This window comes from Tabrizicola sp. T74 (assembly GCF_057219935.1).
The window spans coordinates 490,126-508,082 of record NZ_JBXVVT010000001.1; the positions used below are offsets into that span (position 1 = coordinate 490,126).

Genomic DNA, 17,957 nt, shown 5'->3' on the forward strand with positions numbered 1-17,957 from the left:
CAAGAATCCGCCTCAATCCCGCCCGAATCGCGACACAACCTAAAGTTGTAAACAGGGTCATGCCTCGGCGGAGAATCGCCACACCGGCGGGGCGATCCTTAAGCTGCTTTCAGGGACGGGGGATTGTTGCAAAGCGATGGCATTCGACACGTCTGAGATACTTGCGCAGAGCGACTTCGGTGACGAACTTCTGCCGGGCACGACGCTGTTCCACGGCAGCTACAAGATCACCCGTTTCATCAACTCGGGCGGGTTCGGCATCACCTATCAGGCGACCGACAGCCTGGGCCGCGACGTGGTCATCAAGGAGTGCTTTTCCTCGACCTTCTGCCGCCGTCTGCAGACCCGGGTCCGCGCCCGGTCAGCCAGCACGCGGGACCACATGTCGAAGATCGTCCGCAGCTTCCTGAACGAGGCGCAAAGCCTGGCGCGGCTGAAGCATCCGAACATCGTTGGCGTGCACCAGGTGTTCGAGGACAATGACACCGCCTACATGGCGATGGACTACATCAGGGGTCACGACCTTCTGGACATCATCGAGCACAATCGCGCCGAGCTGTCGCCAGACCTGATCGTGCGGATGACGGGCAAGCTGATCTCGGCGGTGGGCTACATCCACGAGAACCAGCTTTTGCATTGCGACATCTCGCCCGACAACATCTTCGTCACCCCGGCGGGAGAGCCGATCCTGATCGACTTCGGCGCGGCACGCCGGACGGCGGCGGGGGCGGTCGAGAAGTATTCGGGGCTGGCGGTGGTGAAGGACGGCTATTCGCCGCACGAGCTGTACACGGCTGGCGGCAACAGCGGGCGGTGGAGCGATATCTATGCGCTTGCGGCGTCGTTGTACCATGCGATTGCCGGGGTCGCGCCGACGAACTGCCAAAGCCGGTTGGCGGCGATGGCGGAAAAGCGGCCAGACCCGTGCAAGCCGCTGGCGGGGACGGTCGAGGGGTATCCCAAGGGCTTTCTGGAGGCGATCGACAAGGCGATGGCGGTGATGCCGGCGGCCCGGTTCCAGACGGCAGCGGACTGGTTGAAGGTGATGCCGCAGACCGAGGCCCGGGCAGACCGCAAGGTGGTGCTGGTGCGCCGGGTCATTCCGGCTTTGGCCGAAGCTGCGGTGAGGCCTGTCTCGGAGCCGGTGGCCCAGCCAGCCGTGGTCCTGCCGATGGTGCCCAAGGCGGTCAAGCTGCGGGCCGTGGAGACGCCGGTCGTCCCGCAGCCCCCGCTGCGTCCCCGTCGCCCGACGACCCGGGTGGCCGAGGTCGATCTGTCCGGCCTGCGCCGGATCAACGGATTCCAGGCCGGCTGCCTGGTCGACAGCCTGTCGGGTCAGGTCATGGCGCGCGAGGCGGGTGATGGCGATTCCGAGGTCTCGATCCGGGCAGCCCTGGCGGTGGCGAAGGCCAACCTGCAGGCGATGTCCGAGCTGGGGACGGATGACGCGGTCGAAGACATCCAGCTGGCCCTTGGGCGGCAGTTCCATCTGCTGCAGCCGCTGCGCGGCGCCCCGCGCTATCTGGTTTGCCTGACGCTGGACCGGGATGCGGCGAACCCGGGGATGGCGCGGTTCCAGTTGCGCCGGGTGGCCGCGGCGATCCGGCTTTGATCCTCGGAGGGGGTCGCTAGAACTCGAACGTGCCCTTGCGCGAGGCCTTGACCATGGTCTCGATGATCTGGGCCAGGATCACGCTGCCTACCAGAGAGAAGAGTGCCAGTTCGATATAGGTGATCCGCAGGGACTGTCCGGCGATGATGACCAGGGGATGTGACAGGTAGATCCACAGCGACAACCGCGCGCACCAGTCGGAAACCTGCGTTGCCGGTACATGCAGGATCAGGCAAAACAGGGCGAGGCCGGTGCCGCACAGGATGGTGATGTTGTCCGGCGAGGGATTGCCGAGGAACAGGATCAGGGTGCTGAGGAACAGCGTGGTGACGGCCAGGCGCCAGCCCCAGGAGAAGAAGGCGATCCCGACCAGGACCGGGATGATCCCGAACGCCCATTGCCCGAAGGGTACGGTCTGCGGGCTGCCGTAGAGCGCGATCAGCGTGGCGGCCAGAATGGCTGCGCCCAGCGATGCCAGTGGATGACGCAGCCAGGGCGAGACCAGGGCCGCGAGGAACGCGAAGGGGAGGAACCACAGGTGAATCCATGTCCCCGAAAGGACCATGTTCCACTTCCACCAGTCGAAGGGTGGCGTCTGGTTCTTGAGCGCCAGCGCTGTGTTCAGCATCGCAAAGACCAGCGACCAGGTCACGAACGGCAAGAGAAGCCGCTTGGCTCGGATCGACAGGCTGGAGCTGGACGGCATCGACAGCAGGACAAGGAAAAAGGGCAGCGCCATGTAGGCCACCCGGTTGCCTGGCGCCTGAGTGTGGAACCAGACAATACCAAGCGCGGCCAGAAACCGGCCGTAGTCGATCAGCCCATTTCGTGTCGCGCTTGCCAAGACCGCTGTTCCCGGACCGGTTCCCCCTGTCGGCAGTCTTAGGGGAATCGGCCCTGCAATCCAGTTCGACGCATCAGCGCAGGCGTGATTCTACGTGCCGCTGTTGCCTGAAGGTGTCAGCCGGGCGGTTTGCCGATGGGGCAGATCAGGCGGGAACGGGGGACGGTACAACCGGTGCGGGAGCCTTGCGGCCCGGGCGCAAATAGCGGTCGTAGCCAAGGCCCGCGGTGTCGATGTCGGTCTGCCGGCCCGAGACGAGATCGGCCAGAACCCGACCCGATCCGGCCGCCATCGTCCAGCCCAGCGTGCCGTGACCCGTGTTCAGGAACAGGTTGCCGATGGGCGAGCGGCCCAGGATCGGCGTCCCGTCGGGCGTCATCGGGCGCAGGCCGCTCCAGAAACTGGCGCGGGTTTGATCGCCGGCGCCGCCGAACAGGTCCTCGACCGAATGCGTCAGGGTCGCCTGGCGCTTGGGCTTCAGGCTGTTGTCAAAGCCCGAGATCTCGGCCATGCCGCCCACCCGGATGCGGTCGCCGAGGCGTGTGATGGCGATCTTGTGGGTTTCGTCCATCACCGTCGACACCGGCGCGCGGGTTTCGTCCACGATCGGCACGGTGATCGAGTAGCCCTTGACCGGGTAGACCGGCAGCTTGATCCCGAAGTCGCGCACCAGCATCGGCGAGTAGGACCCGAGCGCCAGCACGAAGGCATCGGCAGTGACCCGGCCTTCCGAAGTGTGGACGGCAGCGATCCGGTCGCCTGCGGCCTCCAGCCGGTCGATGCTGACGCCATAGCGGAAGGTGACGCCCTGCGCCGCTGCCATCCCGGCCAGCGACTGGGTGAACTTGAAGCAATCCCCGGTCTCGTCCCCCGGCAGGCGCAGGCCCCCGGCGATCTTGTCGCGCGAGGCGGCAAGGCCGGGCTCGGCTGCGATGCAGCCCTGGGCATCCAGCACCTCGAAGGCCACGCCATCGGCACGCAGGACGGCAATGTCCTTTTCGGCGGCAGCCACCTGCTTTTCGGTGCGGAACAGCTGCAGGGTGCCCTTGGTCCGCTCGTCATAGGTGATGCCAGTGTCCTCGCGCAGCTGGATCAGGCAGTCGCGGCTGTATTCGGCCAGCCGCACCATGCGCGACTTGTTCACGGCATAGGCCTCGGCCGTGCAGTTCATCAGCATCCGGGCCAGCCAGCTGATCTTGGCCCAGTCGGGCTTGGGCTGCACGATCAGCGGCGCATGTTCCATGAACAGCCACTTCAGCGCCTTCATCGGGATCCCGGGCGCAGCCCAGGGTGAGGCGTAGCCGGGGCTGATCTCGCCCGCATTGGCGAACGAGGTTTCCAGCGCCGGGGCGGGTTGGCGGTCGATCACCGTGACCTCATGCCCGGCCTGGGCCAGATACCACGCCGAAGTGACCCCGATCACGCCTGCGCCCAGAACCACAACTTTCATCACTCGCCTCCGTTGCGATGCTTCTTTGGCGAAGATATCGCGAAGGGAAAGGGATTTCTTGGGGATTTCGACTGCTCGATCGCGCCAATTGAGAATGATCTTCTGATTCTTTCGCTTATCTTCGAAGATTGTTCGATGAATAGTCCTAACCCCAGAAGGAAGCGGCGTCACGGCGCTTCACGGCATCGGCACTTTCAAGCGAGCCGCCGCCGACCGGGGGTGCATCCACACCAGAGATTGCGTATATCAAGGCCATGAAACGACGCCTTGCCCTTCTGGCCCCGCTTGCCTTTCTGCTGCCTCTGCCAGCCCTGGCCGAGAAGATCCCGCTTGCCACGATCTCGGACTATCTGAACGGGCTGACCACGGTCGAGGCGGACTTTACCCAGATCAACTCGGACGGGTCGATCTCGACCGGCAAGATCTTCATCAAGCGTCCCGGTCGCGTCCGGTTCGAGTATTCGCCCCCCGACCGCAGCCTGGTGATCGCCGGGGGTCAGCAGGTTGCCATCTTCGACGCGAAGTCGAACCAGCCGCCGGAACAGTACCCGCTGAAGCGCACGCCCCTGAACCTGATCCTGGCGCAGAACATCGACCTTGGCCGCGCGAAGATGGTCGTGGGCCATACCGAGGACGGGACCTCGACTCGGGTGCGGGCGCAGGACCCGGAGAACCCGGAATATGGCTCGATCGAGCTGGTCTTCACCGCCGACCCGGTCGAGCTGCGGCAATGGGTGATTACCGATGATCTGGGCGCACAGACGACGGTGATCTTGGGCGAGATGAAGAAGGGCGGGCAGTTGGGCGCGCGCCTGTTCGACATCACGGCAGAGACGTCTGCACGGGCAAACTGACAAAGATTCCGTCAAGTTGAGGCATTAACAGGTCGGAAAGCTACTGGCCGTACCGTCGCGTCGACTTGTGGAGCGTGTCGATGCTGAATCTCTTTGCCAAACTTGCCTCAACAACCTCTGATGACAAGTCAGCAAGTCAAGAGGCGCTGCTGGCTGCAGTCTCGAAAGTTCAGGCCATCATCTGGTTCAAGCCGGATGGGACGATCAAGGATGCCAACGAGAACTTCCTGAAGGCCACGGGTTACACGCTGGCCGAAATTGTCGGCAAGCACCACCGGATGTTCATGCCCGCAGGCGCGGCCGATACGGCAGAGTATCGCAAGCTGTGGGAAAGCCTTGGCAAGGGCGAGGAAATCGTCGACACCTTCGCGCGGAAGACCAAGGATGGTCGCACGATCTGGCTGGAGGCGAGCTATAGCCCGCTGCGAGGCCCGGACGGGTCCGTTGCCGGCGTCGTCAAGTTCGCCACCGACGTGACAGCCCGCGTGACCGAGGCGATGGAGGCGGAAGGGATTCGCGCCAGTATCGAACGGTCCCAGGCGGTGATCGAGTTCGACTCCCAGGGTCATGTCCTGAACGCGAACCAGAATTTTCTGGACTGTACCGGCTATTCGCTGGCCGAGATCCGCGGTCGCCACCATGCGATGTTCATGCCGGACGGCCAAGCCTCGACGCAGGAATACCGCGCGTTCTGGGATGCGCTGCGGGCAGGGGGCTTTCATTCGGGCGAATTCTGCCGGGTGAACAAGCAGGGCAAGCAGATCTGGCTGCACGCAACCTATAACGCGATCCGCGGGCATGACGGCAAGGTGTCCAAGATCATCAAGTTCGCCATCGACAAGACGGCCGCGAAGCAGGAGGAACTGGATCTGGGCGGCAAGATGGCCGCGCTGGACCAGTCACAGGCGGTCATCGAATTCACGCCCGATGGTCGGATTCTAGCGGCAAACCGCAACTTCCTGAATACCGTCGGCTACAAGCTGGAAGAGATCGTCGGGAAGAGCCACGCAATGTTCATGCCCCCGGGTGAGGCCGAGCAGGACAGCTATCAGGCCTTCTGGACCGCTCTGCGCGCGGGAAAGGTGCGACAGGCAGAGTTCCGGCGTATCGGCAAGGACGGGCGCGAGGTCTGGATCCTTGCCAGCTACAACCCGATCTTTGACGCCACCGGAACGGTCACCAAGGTGGTCAAGTTCGCGACCGACATCACCCGCCGCAAGCAGGGGATGCGCGCGATCGGGCAGGCACTGGACCGGCTGGCCGGTGGCGATCTGACCGTGCGGGTCACCGACATGCTGGACGGCGAGCTGGAGGAGGTCCGGTCGGACCTGAACAATGCCCTGGTCAAGCTGGCCAGCATGCTGTCCGATACCTCCCGCAACGCGCAGATCGTTCACGCGCAGACCGGGAAGATCAACAGCGCCGCGAACGAGCTTCTGGCCCGAACCCGACGCCAGACGGCGGCCATCGAACAGGCGGCGGCGGCCCTGACCGACATGGCTTCGGCCAGCAAGGCGACCTCGGCCGGCACCGCCGAGGCCAGCAAGCTTGCGGCGTCAGCGAAGGTCAGCGCCGACAACACCAGCGCCGTGGTCATGGACGCGGTGGGGGCAATGACCAAGATCGCCGAAAGCTCGGCGCAGATTTCCCGCATCATCGGTGTCATCGACGAGATTGCGTTCCAGACGAACCTCCTGGCCCTGAACGCCGGGGTCGAGGCGGCCAGGGCTGGCGAGGCCGGGCGCGGCTTTGCCGTGGTCGCCTCGGAAGTCCGTGCGCTGGCGCAGCGGTCGTCGGTCGCCGCCAAGGAGATCGCGGCCCTGATCGGCCAGTCTTCCGAGCAGGTGAAAAGCGGTGAGGCGCTGGTGAACGAAGCGGGGGATTCGATCTCCAGGATCCTCGGGGCGATCACCGAAATCCATGCCCGCATGACCAACGTCAACGATGCTGCGACCCTGCAGTCGGGGCAGATGCAGCAGGTGACTGCCTCGATGGGTGAGATCGACGCCGCGACCAAGAGCAACGGCGCCATGGCGCAAGAGACGGCGGAAACAACTTCGGCCATGACCGAAACGTCGGAACAGCTGATCCGCGATATCGCGAACTTCAAGCTGGAAAGCAGGCAGCCAACGCTTGTCTATCAGCGGGTTGTCTAGACCACCGGCCTAGCGGCAATAGGCCAGCTGCTCCTGGTACATCGCGGCCCGCAATCCGACCTTTGCGGCAACCTCGACCAGCCAGGGCTTTTCCAGATAGGTCTGGTTGGCATAGCCGGTACGGCCCTCGTGGTAGGCCAGGTACTGCGCCTCGGCGTCGTCCTTCGAGATGCCCAAGGAGCGCGCGGATTCATCCATGTACCAGCCCATGAAATCGGTCGCGTCGCCGATGTCGTCGCGCTTGGCCCGTCGGCTGCCGGCGCTGCGCTGGTATTCCTCCCAGGTGCCGTTCAGCGCCTGGCTATAGCCATAGGCCGTGCTTTGCCGCCCCATCGGGATCACGCCCAGCGCAAAGGTATGCGGCGTACGTGCGTTGCCGACAAACTTCGATTCCTGGTAGATCGTCGCCATCTGGACATGGACCGGGATGCCCCAGCGCCGCTCGGTAGCGGTCATTGCCCGCAGATACTGCGGCCGCTCGCGCAGGATCGCGCATGCATCGTCCAACTGCCTCGGCGCCTGATAGTTGCCCCCGCCCCCGCAGGACGCAAGACATAGGACCACCAGCGACGCACGGAGAAACCTGCTCATCTGCCCCTCGTGCACTTTTCTTTTGCGACAATTCTAGACCATTCGCGGTCCGGAGGAAATGGGCAACGCCAGAGAAACCCATCAGATATCCGCGAGAATTCAACGCGCAGGCGGACTGTCGGGCCATAGCCCACAGACTGTTTCCCCAAGGGTGTTGCGGCAAAGTGGACAGGCTGGAAGCAAGAGCGTAAAGAAATCGTTGGGGGACTGACGTCGATGCAGACCACGCACGCAAAGTACCATATCGGTCAGGTGCTTCGTCACAGAAAGCACCCGTTTCGGGGTGTCGTCTTCGACGTGGACGCGATGTTTTCCAATACCGAGGAATGGTACGACAACATCCCCGAGGACAGCCGCCCCTCCAAGGACCAGCCGTTCTATCATCTGTTGGCGGAAAACGGGCAAAGCTATTACGTGGCCTATGTGTCCGAACAGAACCTTGTCCCGGACGAAACCGGCGAGCCTGTCGATCATCCCGACCTGGGTGACCTCTTCGGCGATTTCGAGGATGGACGCTATCCGGTGACCTTCCAACTTAACTGACGCTTACCACTTGTTCACCCTTTGCCCCTTATTCTGCGGCAAAGGCAAGCAAGGAAGTGCGTCATGCAACTCAAGACTCAGACACGGCCCAAGGTTCTCTCGGTTCTGGTGATGGAAAACCGGATCGACGCGGCGACGGCGATCCAGTTCAAGGAACGGATGCGCGACGTGACGCGCGACGGCCCGGCCCGCGTTGTGCTGGACCTGGCGCGGGTCCAGTTCCTTGACTCCTCGGGTCTGGGCGCCATTGTCGCGGTGAAGAAGATGCTGGGGCCGGATCGCACGCTGGAACTGTCCGGCCTGACCCCGACCGTGGAAAAGGTGTTCCGGCTGACGCGGATGGACAGCGTCTTCACGATCTACCCGTCGCTTGAGGTCGCCGTTGCAACCGCAGCCAGTGCCTGATGCAGATCTTCTGACGTCCGGGCTGGCCCTCGTGTTTCCGGCCGACCCGGGCGCGATCCGGCAGGCATTGCAGGACATGCTGGCCTGTCCGCTGCTTGCCGACCTGTCCGAGGATGATCGCGGCACCGCCGAACTGGTGCTGGCTGAAGTCCTGAACAACGTGGCGGAACATGCCTATGGCGTAGCCGGCGGCATGGTCGAAGTCCGGGTTGACCCGGATCCTAGTGGCTTGCGCTGCCTGGTCCTGGATGCCGGACGCGAAATGCCAGGTGGGCGCCTTCCCGAAGGCGGTCTGCCCGCTGATCTCGAGGGTGATGTCGACGTCCTGCCGGAAGGCGGTTTCGGCTGGCATCTGATCCGGTCGCTTTGCGCAGAGCTGACTTATGCGCGCGCGCAGGGGCAGAACCGGCTGTCGTTCCTGATTGCCACCGGCGCCTAGGGCGGCGTTCAGGCTCGACTGGATCGAATGCCGGGCATTTGCCGCCGTCCCGCCCCGAAGTGACACCGAACAGGCCCCGATTGCCGTGCAAGGTCGACGCGTGGCAACTGCTGCACCCTGGCGCCCGCTCCCATGTTCCCTCTCACCGGGCGCCAGGGGTCCCTTGCCCCTTGGCTTCCCGACTGACCCGCCCTAGCTTCCCAGAAGGCGCGCGATGCGTGCCGAGCACCGGGCCACGGACCGGGCTTGGAAGGAATGGGGGGCACGACGTCATGGCAGACTCAAGTCTTGGGACACCGCAGACGCCTGGTGCAAGCTTTGCCCGCGACCTTCAGCTGCCCGGGCGGTCGGCCGTCTATGCCCGCAACGGCATGTGCGCCACCTCGCATCCGATCGCGGCCCAGGTTGCGATCGAGGTCCTGAAATCCGGCGGCAACGCTGCCGATGCCGCGATCGCCGGGGCCCTGGTGCTTGGCATTGCCGAGCCGCAGATGACCGGCATCGGCGGCGACTGTTTTGTCTTGCTGAAACCCGCGGGGTCCGAGGACATCGTCGCGCTGAACGGCTCGGGCCGCGCGCCGAAGGGGCTGAACGCGGCGGACCTGCGCGCGAAGGGCCTGACGGCGATGCCGATCCAGGCCATCGAGGCGGTGACCCTGCCCGGGGCCATCGACGCCTTCTGCCGCCTGAACGCCGATTACGGGCTGAAATCGCTGGCCGAAGTCCTGGCCCCGGCGATCCACTATGCCGAGGAAGGCATCCCTGTCGCCCCGCGCGTCGCCTTCGACTGGATCGACGATATACCCTGCCTGAAGGGCGCGGCGCGTGACTTCTATTCCTTTGGTGGCAAGGCCCCGACCGTGGGCCAGGTCTTCCGCGCGCCCGGCCAGGCCGAGGTGCTGCGCCGGATCGCCAAGCAAGGCCGCGCCGGGTTCTACGAGGGCGAAGTGGCCGAGGACATGATCGCCTCGCTGCGGGCCCTTGGCGGGACGCATACGCTGGATGACCTGGCCGCCACCGCCTGCGACTATACCACCCCGGTCTCCGGCCCCTACCAGGGGATCGAGCTGGTGGAGCATCCGCCGAACGGCCAGGGCGCGACGGCGATCCTTATGCTGAACATCCTGCGCCACTTCGACCTGAAGGCAATGGAGCCATTCGGCACCCAGCGCGCCCATATCGAGGCCGAGGCCGCGAAACTTGCCTACGACGCCCGCAACCGCTTCATCGCCGACCCCGACCATACGACCCGGCTCGATCACATGCTGTCGGCAGAGACCGCCGCGAAGCTTGCCGCGCTGATCGACCCCAAGCGCGCCATGCCGCAGGCCGCGCCCCTGACCGAGGCGGTGCACCGCGATACGATCTACATCACCGTGGTCGACCGCGACCGGATGGCGGTGTCGCTGATCTATTCGGTCTTCTGGGGCTTTGGCTCGGGCCTTGCCTCGACGAAGTTCGGGATCAACTTCCAGAACCGCGGTGCTGGCTTCACCCTGCAGGAAGGCCACCCGAACGAGGCCGCCGGGGGCAAGCGCCCGATGCACACCATCATCCCCGGCATGCTGCGCCAGAACGGCAAGGTGGTGATGCCCTTCGGCGTGATGGGCGGGGCCTATCAGCCCTGCGGCCATGCACGATTTGTGACGAACCTGGTCGACTACGGGATGGACCTGCAGGCGGCGATGGATGCGCCGCGCAGCTTCTCGGGCCCCGAGGGGATGGAGGTGGAGCGTGGGTATTCAGACACCGTGCGGGCGGAACTGGCAGCGATGGGGCATCAGGTGGTGATCCCGACCACGCCTCTGGGCGGGTCCCAGGCGATCCGGATCGACGGCGAGGTGCTGGTCGGCGCGTCCGACCCCCGCAAGGACGGCTGCGCCCTTGGCTATTGACCGCCCCGCCATCACCGCCGCGATCCGCGCGCTGACCCATGGCGAGACGGATACCGTCGCGCTGATGGCCACCGTCGTCTGCGAGATCCACCATGCCCACCCGCTTGCCGACTGGACCGGGTTCTACCGCGTCGTGGCGCCAGAACTGCTGAAGATCGGCCCCTATCAGGGCGGCCATGGCTGCCTGGTGATCCCGTTCAGCCGCGGCGTCTGCGGGGCCTGTGCCCGGACCGGGCAGGTCCAGAACGTCCCGGACGTGGAAGCCTTTCCGGGCCACATCGCCTGTTCCTCGTCGACGAAGTCCGAGCTCGTGCTGCCGGTCTGGAACGGGCGGGGGGAACTGCTGGGCGTCCTCGACCTCGACAGCGACACGCCCGAGGCCTTTACCCGCGCGGATGAGGACTGGCTGGTGCCCCTTCTGGCCGAGGTGTTCCGGGACGCCGCCTAAATCCGGCGGCTGGGCACGTAGGCATAACCAGCGGGCGACAGGATCACGGCCTCACGCAAGGCGTGGCCCTTCTTGTCGGCGGGTGCTTGCAGGACGATTCCGCCCGCAGCCTCGGCTCGGGCGGCAGCAACATCAGGGTCCGCTTCGTGCAGTCGGATCTCCGCCCCTGCGCCCCGCGCGCCGGATTCCGGCAGAAGGCCGATCAGCGGATGCCTGGCGAAAGCCCCGTCGGAATGCAGTTGCAGCGGCTGGCCTGCGTGGAGGACAATCGCGAAATCCCGCCCGGCCTGGTGCGCGGTCATCCCGAAGACCGTGGTCAGGAACGCCACTTCGGCCATGACGTCGCGACACAAGAGGTTGACCGAGATCGCCCGCAAGGCGTGCCCCAGCTCCGGCCCCGAGACCTTGTCGTAATCCATCATCCGTCCTCCCTTCCCGCTAGACTGCCGGTACGGGCGGCTGGCGTCAAACGACCTCTCTTGATCTTCCCCATCACGCGGGGGAATGTCGCGCCCGAATGACAGGAGACAAAGATGGCCGAGATCACCCTTCTGGACGGCGGCATGGGGCAAGAGCTTGTGGCGCGTTCGGGCGACGAGCCGACGCCCCTGTGGGCCACGCGGGTGATGCTGGACCATCCGGGCATGGTGCGGGAAATCCACACCGATTACTTTGCCGCCGGGGCCACCATCGCCACGACGAACACCTATGCGATCCATCATGACCGGCTGGCCCGGGTCGGCCTCGACCCGATGTTCCACGCGCTGCACCTGCGCGCCTTGGCCGAGGCGCATGAGGCCCGCGCCGCGCATGGGTCGGGCCGCATCGCAGGATCGCTCGGCCCGTTGCAGGCGAGCTATCGCCCCGACCTGACCGAACCTGTGGCCGTGGCTGCGCCGAAGTTCGCGGAAATCGCCCGCATCCTGGGGCCGCATGTCGACCTGATCCTGATCGAAACCTCGGCCTCGATCGAGGCGTCGGAAGGCGCGATCATCGGGGCGCAGGCGGCGGGGAAACCGGTCTGGCTGTCGGTCTCGGTCGATGACCATGACGGCACGAAACTGCGGTCTGGGGAGCCGGTCGCCGACCTGGCCCGCCTGCTGCACCACCCGGTTGCGGCAGTGCTGGCCAACTGTTCGGTGCCCGAGGCGATGGCGGCGGCGCTTCAGGTCCTGAAGACGCTCGGCAAACCCTTCGGCGCCTATGCCAACGGGTTCACCCATATCTCGGGCAACTTCCTGAAGGATGCGCCCACGGTCAAGGAACTGACCCACCGCCACGACCTGACGCCCGAGAAATACGCCGATTTCGCAATGGCTTGGGTTGGGATGGGTGCGACAATCGTCGGCGGCTGCTGCGAGGTTGGCCCGGCGCATATCCGCCACTTGCGCGACCGGCTGGTCGCGGCGGGCCACACGATTGTCTGACCCCTCGCTGATCCCGGATTTCGACTACGACCCGCCGGACACGCCGCTGCAGATCCTGCACGAGGACGCGCAGATCCTGGTCCTGGACAAGCCTGCGGGCCTGCTGACCGTGCCGGGCAAGCTGGAGGGGCGGAAGGATTGTCTGATCACCCGCCTGCAGGCCGCGCGCTGGGATGCGCTGACGGTGCACCGGCTGGACTGCGACACCAGCGGTGTCATCATCTTTGCCCGGACGAAGTTAGCGCAGGGGTTCCTGGGGCAAGAGTTCGAGCAGCGCCGCGCGCAGAAGACCTACATCGCCCGGCTGAAGGGGCGGCTTGAGCCTGACAGTGGCACGGTCGACCTGCCACTGGGCAGCGACTGGGACTACCGGCCGCGGCAGAAGGTCGATCATGAAAACGGTCGCCCCGCCGTCACCGACTGGCAGGTGATCGGGCGGAGCGACACGGAAACCCGGGTGCGGCTGACCCCGCATACCGGGCGCAGCCACCAGCTGCGGGTCCATATGCTGGCGCTGGGGCATCCGATCCTGGGCGACCAGATCTATGCGCCCGAGACCCGGGCCGACCACCCCCGCCTGATGCTGCACGCCGAGACCCTGTCCCTGCACCACCCGGCGACCGGGGATTGGATGACCTTCACGGCGCCGGTGCCGTTCTGAAATCCGTTAACCAAGTTTCAAGTTCCATGGTTAACTCTGGCCCGACCAAGCTCGGGGGCCGCGATGCTGTCGACCATCTTCAACCTGCGCTATGCCTTGATTACCTGGCCAGCGATCCTGATCGTGGTCGCGGCCTTGCTGATGCTGGCCTTTCCCGGCCAGACCTGGTGGCTGCTTCCGGCGGGGGCCTTGTGTCTGGTTTCGGTCCTGGTCGGGATCCATGACCTGCGCCAGACCCGGCATGCGGTCCTGCGCAACTATCCGGTGGCCGCGCACCTGCGGTTCTTCCTGGAATCGATCCGGCCCGAGATGCGGCAGTACTTCTTCGAAGGCGACAAGGACGGCACGCCCTTTCCGCGCGACAAGCGGGCCATCGTCTACCAGCGCGCCAAGCGAGAGTTGGACAAGCGGCCCTTCGGCACCCAGTTCGATGTCTATCAAGAGCAGTACGAATGGCTGCACCACTCCATCGCGCCAAGACCGGCCGTGCCGCATGACGGGCTGCGGACCATGGTCGGGTCGGACCGGCCCTATTCGGCGAGCCTCCTGAACATCTCGGCGATGAGCTACGGCTCGCTGTCCGCCAACGCGATCCGCGCCTTGAACAAGGGGGCCAAGGCGGGCGGGTTCTATCATGACACCGGGGAGGGTGGCTGTTCGCCCTATCACCGCGAACATGGCGGCGATCTGGTGTGGGAATTGGGCTCGGGCTACTTCGGCGCGCGGACGGCGGACGGCGGGTTCGATCCCGCCAAGTTCCGGGATGCGGCGGCCGACCCGCAGATCAAGATGGTTGAGCTGAAGCTGTCCCAGGGCGCGAAGCCTGGGCACGGCGGGGTGTTGCCTGCCGCCAAGGTGACCGAGGAGATCAGCCGCATCCGCGGCGTGCCGATGGGGGTGGACTGTGTCTCTCCGGCCAGTCACGCGGTGTTCTCGACGCCCACCGGCCTGTTGGAGTTCATCGCTCAGATGCGCGACCTGTCGGGCGGCAAGCCTGCCGGGTTCAAGCTTTGCATCGGCCACCCGTGGGAGTTCATGGCGATCTGCAAGGCGATGCTGCAGACCGGGATCACCCCGGATTTCATCGTCGTCGATGGCAAGGAAGGCGGCACGGGCGCGGCACCGCTGGAGTTCATGGACTATGTCGGCATGCCGCTGCGCGACGGGCTGTCCTTCGTCCACAACGCCCTGGTGGGGATCGGGGTGCGCGACCGGGTGAAGATCGGGGCAAGCGGCAAGATCACCTCGGCCTTCGACATGGCGCGGACGCTGGCGCTTGGGGCCGACTGGTGCAACGCGGCGCGGGGGTTCATGTTTGCCGTCGGCTGCATCCAGGCGCAGTCCTGCCACACCGGCCAGTGTCCGACCGGGGTGGCGACGCAGGACCCGCTGCGCCAGCGCGCCATCGTGGTGCCGGACAAGGCGGAACGGGTGGCCAGTTTCCACCGCAACACGCTGCATGCGTTGGCGGAACTGGTCGCGGCGGCGGGTCTGGACCATCCATCCGAACTCCGCCCGCATCACTTCCTGCGCCGGGCCTCATCCGACAAGGTGATTTCGCTGGCCGAACAGTATGAACAGCTAGCGCCGGGTCAGTTGGCTGCCGATCCGGCCTCCTCGCCCCGGTTCGCCGAGGCCTGGGCGATGGCGCGGGCGGACAGCTTTGCCAGGGCGGGCTGAGGCGCCCTAGCCCCGCGGGTCCACGGCCTGGTCGCGCACCCAGAGCGTCAGGGCGATCGAAATGACGCAGAAGTAGAGGCCAAAAATCCCGAAGGCCGACACCAGGTACAGCTGGAAGAAGAACAGCGGCCCGCCCAGAAGGGTCGAGACCAGCGCGATGACCATGGTCCCAACGGCCAGGATACCGCCTGCAACGGCGGCCAGCACGACGGACCAGACCAATTCGGCCAGGCTGCGGCAGAACAGAAGTGTCAGCAGGCCATGCGTCAGGATCAGAAGCACCAGGTTGGCGGTGAAGATCGGTATCAGCGTCAGGCGAGCGGGCTCGATCCGGGCGGGGGTCACCAGGGTGACCAGAAGACAGAAGAGCAAGAGCAGCAGGTGAACCACGATGGCCGGGAACTGCACCGCGTTGCGGAAGCGCAGGTAGAGGACCAGCAGGACGGCCAGATGGCCGATGGGCAGGACGAGTCGCAAAACCAGGGGGTCAACCTGTGCCGCAAGGGCTGCGTCGGGCGCGACCAGCGCATCGCGGAGCGCCCCCAGGGTGCCGGAGAGCGACAGCGCCACCCCGCCCAGCACTGCGGCGCTGACCAGCATGGCGAAGATCTGCCAATGCGCCCCGGGCAAGCCCCGCATCGCCGCGCCCGGCGGCAAGGTGCGCGACGAACGCGTGGGATCACGCCCGTCCACAATCGGCAGTCGGGTGTCGACGTTGCGGACCAGGCGCCAGCACCAGAGGAACACCAGCGCCACCAGGCATTCGTAGACGACAAGGACGATCAGGGAATTTAGCACCGGACCCGCCTCTCACGCTGTCCCGCGGAACCGCTGGGTCTTGTCCCATTGCGTGGTGATGCCAAAGAGCTTGTCCTTCAAGAGTTGCAGGACCCCGACATTGCAGGCCAGAAGGCTGGTGAAGGACGACACGAACAGGAACGGCACCGCGGAAAACGCACGCCTTTGCCCGTCGGCCACGCAGCCGGCGGCGATCTGGTAGAAGGGCGCAAAGTTGCCGATGCCGGTGAACAGGGTCAGCGACAGCATCATGATCGACAGGCTGGCCCAGGTCTCGCCCAGTTGCACCGGCAGGGCGAGGGCGAGGATCAGGTTCAGCATCACCAGGCTGGGAATCGTGTAGATGAGAAGGACCAGCGCCGCGTCCAGCCGGGCCATCAGCGGCTGATGGGTTGCACGCAGAGTGGCAAAGAAATAGCGGCCGAGGCAGTCGTTGTGGCCGATGGCCCAGCGCTTGACCTGGCGATAGCGGACCTGCCAGGTTTCGGGGCTTTCCTCATAGCATTCGGCGCTGGCCACATAGGCGACCTTCATCCCGGCGATGAACAGCCGGTAGGTCAGGTCGGTATCCTCGGCCAGCGAGATGGTGTTCCAACCGCCCACCGCGTCCAGCGCCGACCGACGCACGGCGCCCGTGGTGCCGCCGAACTGCGGCAACAGTTCCATCCGGTGCCGCACCTCCTGGTCGACGACATAGCCACCCCGCCGTTCGAGGTCGAGCATCTTGGTCAGCATGTTGGCATTGGCGTTGTAGGGCACGACGCGCCCCATCGTGGCGCCCACCAGCGGGTCGGCAAAGGGCGCCACCAGCCGGCGGATGATCTGCGGCGGCGGCAGGTAGTCGGCGTCGAAGAACACCAGCACTTCCGAGGTCGAGGTGTTGATCGCATCGAGAAGCGCCGCCGGCTTTCCCGGAGCGGCATCGTTCGGCCGGTGGATCACCCGCACAAAGGGAAAGCGGGCGGCGAAGTCGTCGGCAATCGCCCCGGTCCGGTCGCGCGAGCGGTCGTTGATGACGATGACCTCGTACCGGTCGGCAGGATAGTCCACCTGGGTCAGGCTTTCGAGGCAGCCGTGGATCACCCGCTCTTCATTGTGGGCGGGGACGATCACCGTGACTTTCGGCAGCTTGTCGTCGGTTATCAACGGGCTACCAGCCCCGCCGCGACCGAAATGGAACAGCAAAGTCACGACAACCTGACGGACCAGCACCATCAGGGCCAGAAGGGTGCTTGCGACGTTCCAGAAGACCAGAACGGCGACCGCCACCCCCGTCATAGGCCGAATTTGATGCCGATGGATGCGCCTTCCAGATCGTAGAGATCGGTATCGACGAACTCACCCCGCAGGATGACCTCGCCCCGTTCCGAGAAGCGGTAGGACACGAAGGGCTTGAAGGCGGTATAGTCGTTGTTCACTTCCGACAGGGGCGCCAGGTCGTAGGAGATTTGGCCAAAGCCCAGTTCGGCCCCAAAGTTCAGCCCACTGGGCGAAACCAGCGTGGCCACGACGGCAACGTCATAGCCGATGTCAGAATTGCCGCTGGAGTCGGTCACGGTCGCGCCCAGCTGGGTGACGACGAAGGACCCGTTGGCCATGGCCGGGAAGTACTTGACCATCTCGCCGCCGATGCTGGTCGACGAAACGCCGCCTTCATAGCGGGCGCGGCTCAGCTCGATGTCGTAGATCGTGCTTTCGTTGGCGTTGAAGCGGTAGCCGACGAAGTATTTCCAGTCCGGCGCGGCGCCGATGTCGGAATCGGAATGTTCAAGCCCGAACCGCAGCTTGCCCGAACCGCTGGAAAGTTCGGCGCCGACACCGACCGAGGTCACCTCTTCCTCACGGTCCTGGCGCGTGATGTCCAGAAGGAGGGCGGTGTCCGGATTCAGCTGGAACCGGGAATTCAGGCCGAGGAAGTCACGGTCGGCATAGCCGTTCGACACGTTGATCGAGCCGTAGGTCAACTGGACAAAACCGGTATCCTGCGCATTGGCGACCGCCGCGAGGGGCAGGAACGTGCCAAGAAGAAGTGCCTGCTTGATTGCTCTGCTCATTTCTCTCTCCGGCCGGAAACGTATCCAATTTTGGCAAGCGTTACCCTATTCCCGCCAAAGGAGAAAGGCCAAACGCGTCCTGCAACCGCAGCTTTGCCCG

The 17,957-nt window shown here is 65.2% G+C and carries 18 protein-coding genes; 11 read left to right on the plus strand and 7 right to left on the minus strand.

Going from position 1 to position 17,957, the window contains the following annotated elements; genetic code table 11:
* The first annotated feature begins 136 nt into the window (after window positions 1-136).
* Complete coding sequence (locus tag AC2EAL_RS02590; RefSeq protein WP_484722603.1) at window positions 137-1,612, plus strand: serine/threonine protein kinase; 1,476 nt, start codon at window positions 137-139, stop codon at window positions 1,610-1,612.
* Between the two features lie 16 nt (window positions 1,613-1,628).
* On the opposite strand, the gene AC2EAL_RS02595 is transcribed toward AC2EAL_RS02590, so the two are convergent.
* Together AC2EAL_RS02595 and AC2EAL_RS02600 are read right to left on the minus strand one after the other, a co-directional pair.
* Window positions 1,629-2,456, minus strand: a complete 828-nt coding sequence (locus AC2EAL_RS02595; RefSeq protein WP_484722604.1) for an acyltransferase family protein — start codon at window positions 2,454-2,456, stop codon at window positions 1,629-1,631.
* Window positions 2,457-2,601: 145 nt separating this feature from the next.
* Complete coding sequence (locus AC2EAL_RS02600) at window positions 2,602-3,909, minus strand: D-amino acid dehydrogenase (protein ID WP_484722605.1); 1,308 nt, start codon at window positions 3,907-3,909, stop codon at window positions 2,602-2,604.
* 251 nt (window positions 3,910-4,160) lie between these two features.
* On the opposite strand from AC2EAL_RS02600, the gene AC2EAL_RS02605 reads away from it, so the two are divergent.
* Window positions 4,161-4,760 (plus strand): LolA family protein, encoded by a 600-nt coding sequence (locus tag AC2EAL_RS02605; protein WP_484722606.1) that lies wholly within the window; start codon window positions 4,161-4,163, stop codon window positions 4,758-4,760.
* An 80-nt stretch (window positions 4,761-4,840) separates the two neighbouring features.
* Entirely contained in the window at window positions 4,841-6,916 is a 2,076-nt protein-coding gene (locus tag AC2EAL_RS02610) for a methyl-accepting chemotaxis protein (RefSeq protein ID WP_484722607.1), read from the plus strand.
* A gap of 9 nt (window positions 6,917-6,925) precedes the next feature.
* On the opposite strand, the gene AC2EAL_RS02615 is transcribed toward AC2EAL_RS02610, so the two are convergent.
* The gene (locus tag AC2EAL_RS02615; protein WP_484722608.1) at window positions 6,926-7,507 is read right to left on the minus strand and encodes a transglycosylase SLT domain-containing protein; all 582 of its coding nucleotides are present in this window, start codon (window positions 7,505-7,507) and stop codon (window positions 6,926-6,928) included.
* A gap of 216 nt (window positions 7,508-7,723) precedes the next feature.
* Between AC2EAL_RS02615 and hspQ the strand changes: the two genes are divergently transcribed.
* The 5 genes from hspQ to AC2EAL_RS02640 all read left to right on the plus strand — a co-directional run bounded on the left by hspQ (window position 7,724) and on the right by AC2EAL_RS02640 (window position 11,237).
* Window positions 7,724-8,050 carry a heat shock protein HspQ gene (gene hspQ / locus AC2EAL_RS02620; RefSeq protein WP_137109145.1) on the plus strand — a complete coding sequence of 109 codons (327 nt, stop codon included), beginning with the start codon at window positions 7,724-7,726 and terminating at the stop codon, window positions 8,048-8,050.
* A 63-nt stretch (window positions 8,051-8,113) separates the two neighbouring features.
* Entirely contained in the window at window positions 8,114-8,455 is a 342-nt protein-coding gene (locus AC2EAL_RS02625; protein ID WP_484722609.1) for an STAS domain-containing protein, read from the plus strand.
* Window positions 8,448-8,894, plus strand: a complete 447-nt coding sequence (locus tag AC2EAL_RS02630) for an ATP-binding protein (protein ID WP_484722610.1) — start codon at window positions 8,448-8,450, stop codon at window positions 8,892-8,894. Before AC2EAL_RS02625 ends, AC2EAL_RS02630 begins: the two co-directional genes overlap by 8 nt.
* A gap of 272 nt (window positions 8,895-9,166) precedes the next feature.
* The gene (locus AC2EAL_RS02635; RefSeq protein ID WP_484722611.1) at window positions 9,167-10,789 is read left to right on the plus strand and encodes a gamma-glutamyltransferase family protein; all 1,623 of its coding nucleotides are present in this window, start codon (window positions 9,167-9,169) and stop codon (window positions 10,787-10,789) included.
* A complete protein-coding gene (locus AC2EAL_RS02640) occupies window positions 10,779-11,237 on the plus strand; it encodes a GAF domain-containing protein (protein ID WP_484722612.1) in 459 nt (152 codons plus the stop codon). Before AC2EAL_RS02635 ends, AC2EAL_RS02640 begins: the two co-directional genes overlap by 11 nt.
* On the opposite strand, the gene AC2EAL_RS02645 is transcribed toward AC2EAL_RS02640, so the two are convergent.
* A complete protein-coding gene (locus AC2EAL_RS02645; RefSeq protein ID WP_484722613.1) occupies window positions 11,234-11,656 on the minus strand; it encodes a VOC family protein in 423 nt (140 codons plus the stop codon). The genes AC2EAL_RS02640 and AC2EAL_RS02645 overlap by 4 nt on opposite strands.
* Window positions 11,657-11,770: 114 nt before the next feature.
* Here AC2EAL_RS02645 and AC2EAL_RS02650 point away from each other — a divergent pair, with 114 nt between their 5' ends.
* The 3 genes from AC2EAL_RS02650 (at window position 11,771) to AC2EAL_RS02660 (ending at window position 15,005) form a co-directional block, all read left to right on the plus strand.
* Window positions 11,771-12,664 (plus strand): homocysteine S-methyltransferase family protein, encoded by an 894-nt coding sequence (locus AC2EAL_RS02650; RefSeq protein ID WP_484722614.1) that lies wholly within the window; start codon window positions 11,771-11,773, stop codon window positions 12,662-12,664.
* On the plus strand, window positions 12,657-13,325 hold the full coding sequence (locus tag AC2EAL_RS02655; protein WP_484722615.1) for an RluA family pseudouridine synthase: 669 nt from the start codon (window positions 12,657-12,659) through the stop codon (window positions 13,323-13,325). Before AC2EAL_RS02650 ends, AC2EAL_RS02655 begins: the two co-directional genes overlap by 8 nt.
* Before the next feature lie 63 nt (window positions 13,326-13,388).
* Complete coding sequence (locus AC2EAL_RS02660; protein ID WP_484722616.1) at window positions 13,389-15,005, plus strand: FMN-binding glutamate synthase family protein; 1,617 nt, start codon at window positions 13,389-13,391, stop codon at window positions 15,003-15,005.
* Between the two features lie 6 nt (window positions 15,006-15,011).
* Here AC2EAL_RS02660 and AC2EAL_RS02665 read toward each other — a convergent pair whose 3' ends face one another.
* The 3 genes from AC2EAL_RS02665 to AC2EAL_RS02675 are packed head-to-tail and all read right to left on the minus strand — an operon-like array spanning window position 15,012 to window position 17,857.
* Entirely contained in the window at window positions 15,012-15,803 is a 792-nt protein-coding gene (locus AC2EAL_RS02665; protein WP_484722617.1) for a hypothetical protein, read from the minus strand.
* A gap of 12 nt (window positions 15,804-15,815) precedes the next feature.
* Complete coding sequence (locus tag AC2EAL_RS02670; protein ID WP_484722618.1) at window positions 15,816-17,081, minus strand: glycosyltransferase family 2 protein; 1,266 nt, start codon at window positions 17,079-17,081, stop codon at window positions 15,816-15,818.
* Window positions 17,078-17,857 (minus strand): hypothetical protein, encoded by a 780-nt coding sequence (locus tag AC2EAL_RS02675; protein WP_484722619.1) that lies wholly within the window; start codon window positions 17,855-17,857, stop codon window positions 17,078-17,080. The genes AC2EAL_RS02670 and AC2EAL_RS02675 overlap by 4 nt, the downstream gene beginning before the upstream one ends.
* Window positions 17,858-17,957: the final 100 nt, after the last annotated feature.

Coding starts and splice junctions, on each gene's coding strand:
- AC2EAL_RS02590 (WP_484722603.1), top strand. CDS start 137: ATGGCATTCGACACGTCTGAGATACTTGCGCAGAGCGACTTCGGTGAC.
- AC2EAL_RS02605 (WP_484722606.1), top strand. CDS start 4,161: ATGAAACGACGCCTTGCCCTTCTGGCCCCGCTTGCCTTTCTGCTGCCT.
- AC2EAL_RS02610 (WP_484722607.1), top strand. CDS start 4,841: ATGCTGAATCTCTTTGCCAAACTTGCCTCAACAACCTCTGATGACAAG.
- AC2EAL_RS02615 (WP_484722608.1), bottom strand. CDS start 7,507: ATGAGCAGGTTTCTCCGTGCGTCGCTGGTGGTCCTATGTCTTGCGTCC.
- hspQ (WP_137109145.1), top strand. CDS start 7,724: ATGCAGACCACGCACGCAAAGTACCATATCGGTCAGGTGCTTCGTCAC.
- AC2EAL_RS02625 (WP_484722609.1), top strand. CDS start 8,114: ATGCAACTCAAGACTCAGACACGGCCCAAGGTTCTCTCGGTTCTGGTG.
- AC2EAL_RS02635 (WP_484722611.1), top strand. CDS start 9,167: ATGGCAGACTCAAGTCTTGGGACACCGCAGACGCCTGGTGCAAGCTTT.
- AC2EAL_RS02645 (WP_484722613.1), bottom strand. CDS start 11,656: ATGGATTACGACAAGGTCTCGGGGCCGGAGCTGGGGCACGCCTTGCGG.
- AC2EAL_RS02650 (WP_484722614.1), top strand. CDS start 11,771: ATGGCCGAGATCACCCTTCTGGACGGCGGCATGGGGCAAGAGCTTGTG.
- AC2EAL_RS02660 (WP_484722616.1), top strand. CDS start 13,389: ATGCTGTCGACCATCTTCAACCTGCGCTATGCCTTGATTACCTGGCCA.
- AC2EAL_RS02670 (WP_484722618.1), bottom strand. CDS start 17,081: ATGACGGGGGTGGCGGTCGCCGTTCTGGTCTTCTGGAACGTCGCAAGC.
- AC2EAL_RS02675 (WP_484722619.1), bottom strand. CDS start 17,857: ATGAGCAGAGCAATCAAGCAGGCACTTCTTCTTGGCACGTTCCTGCCC.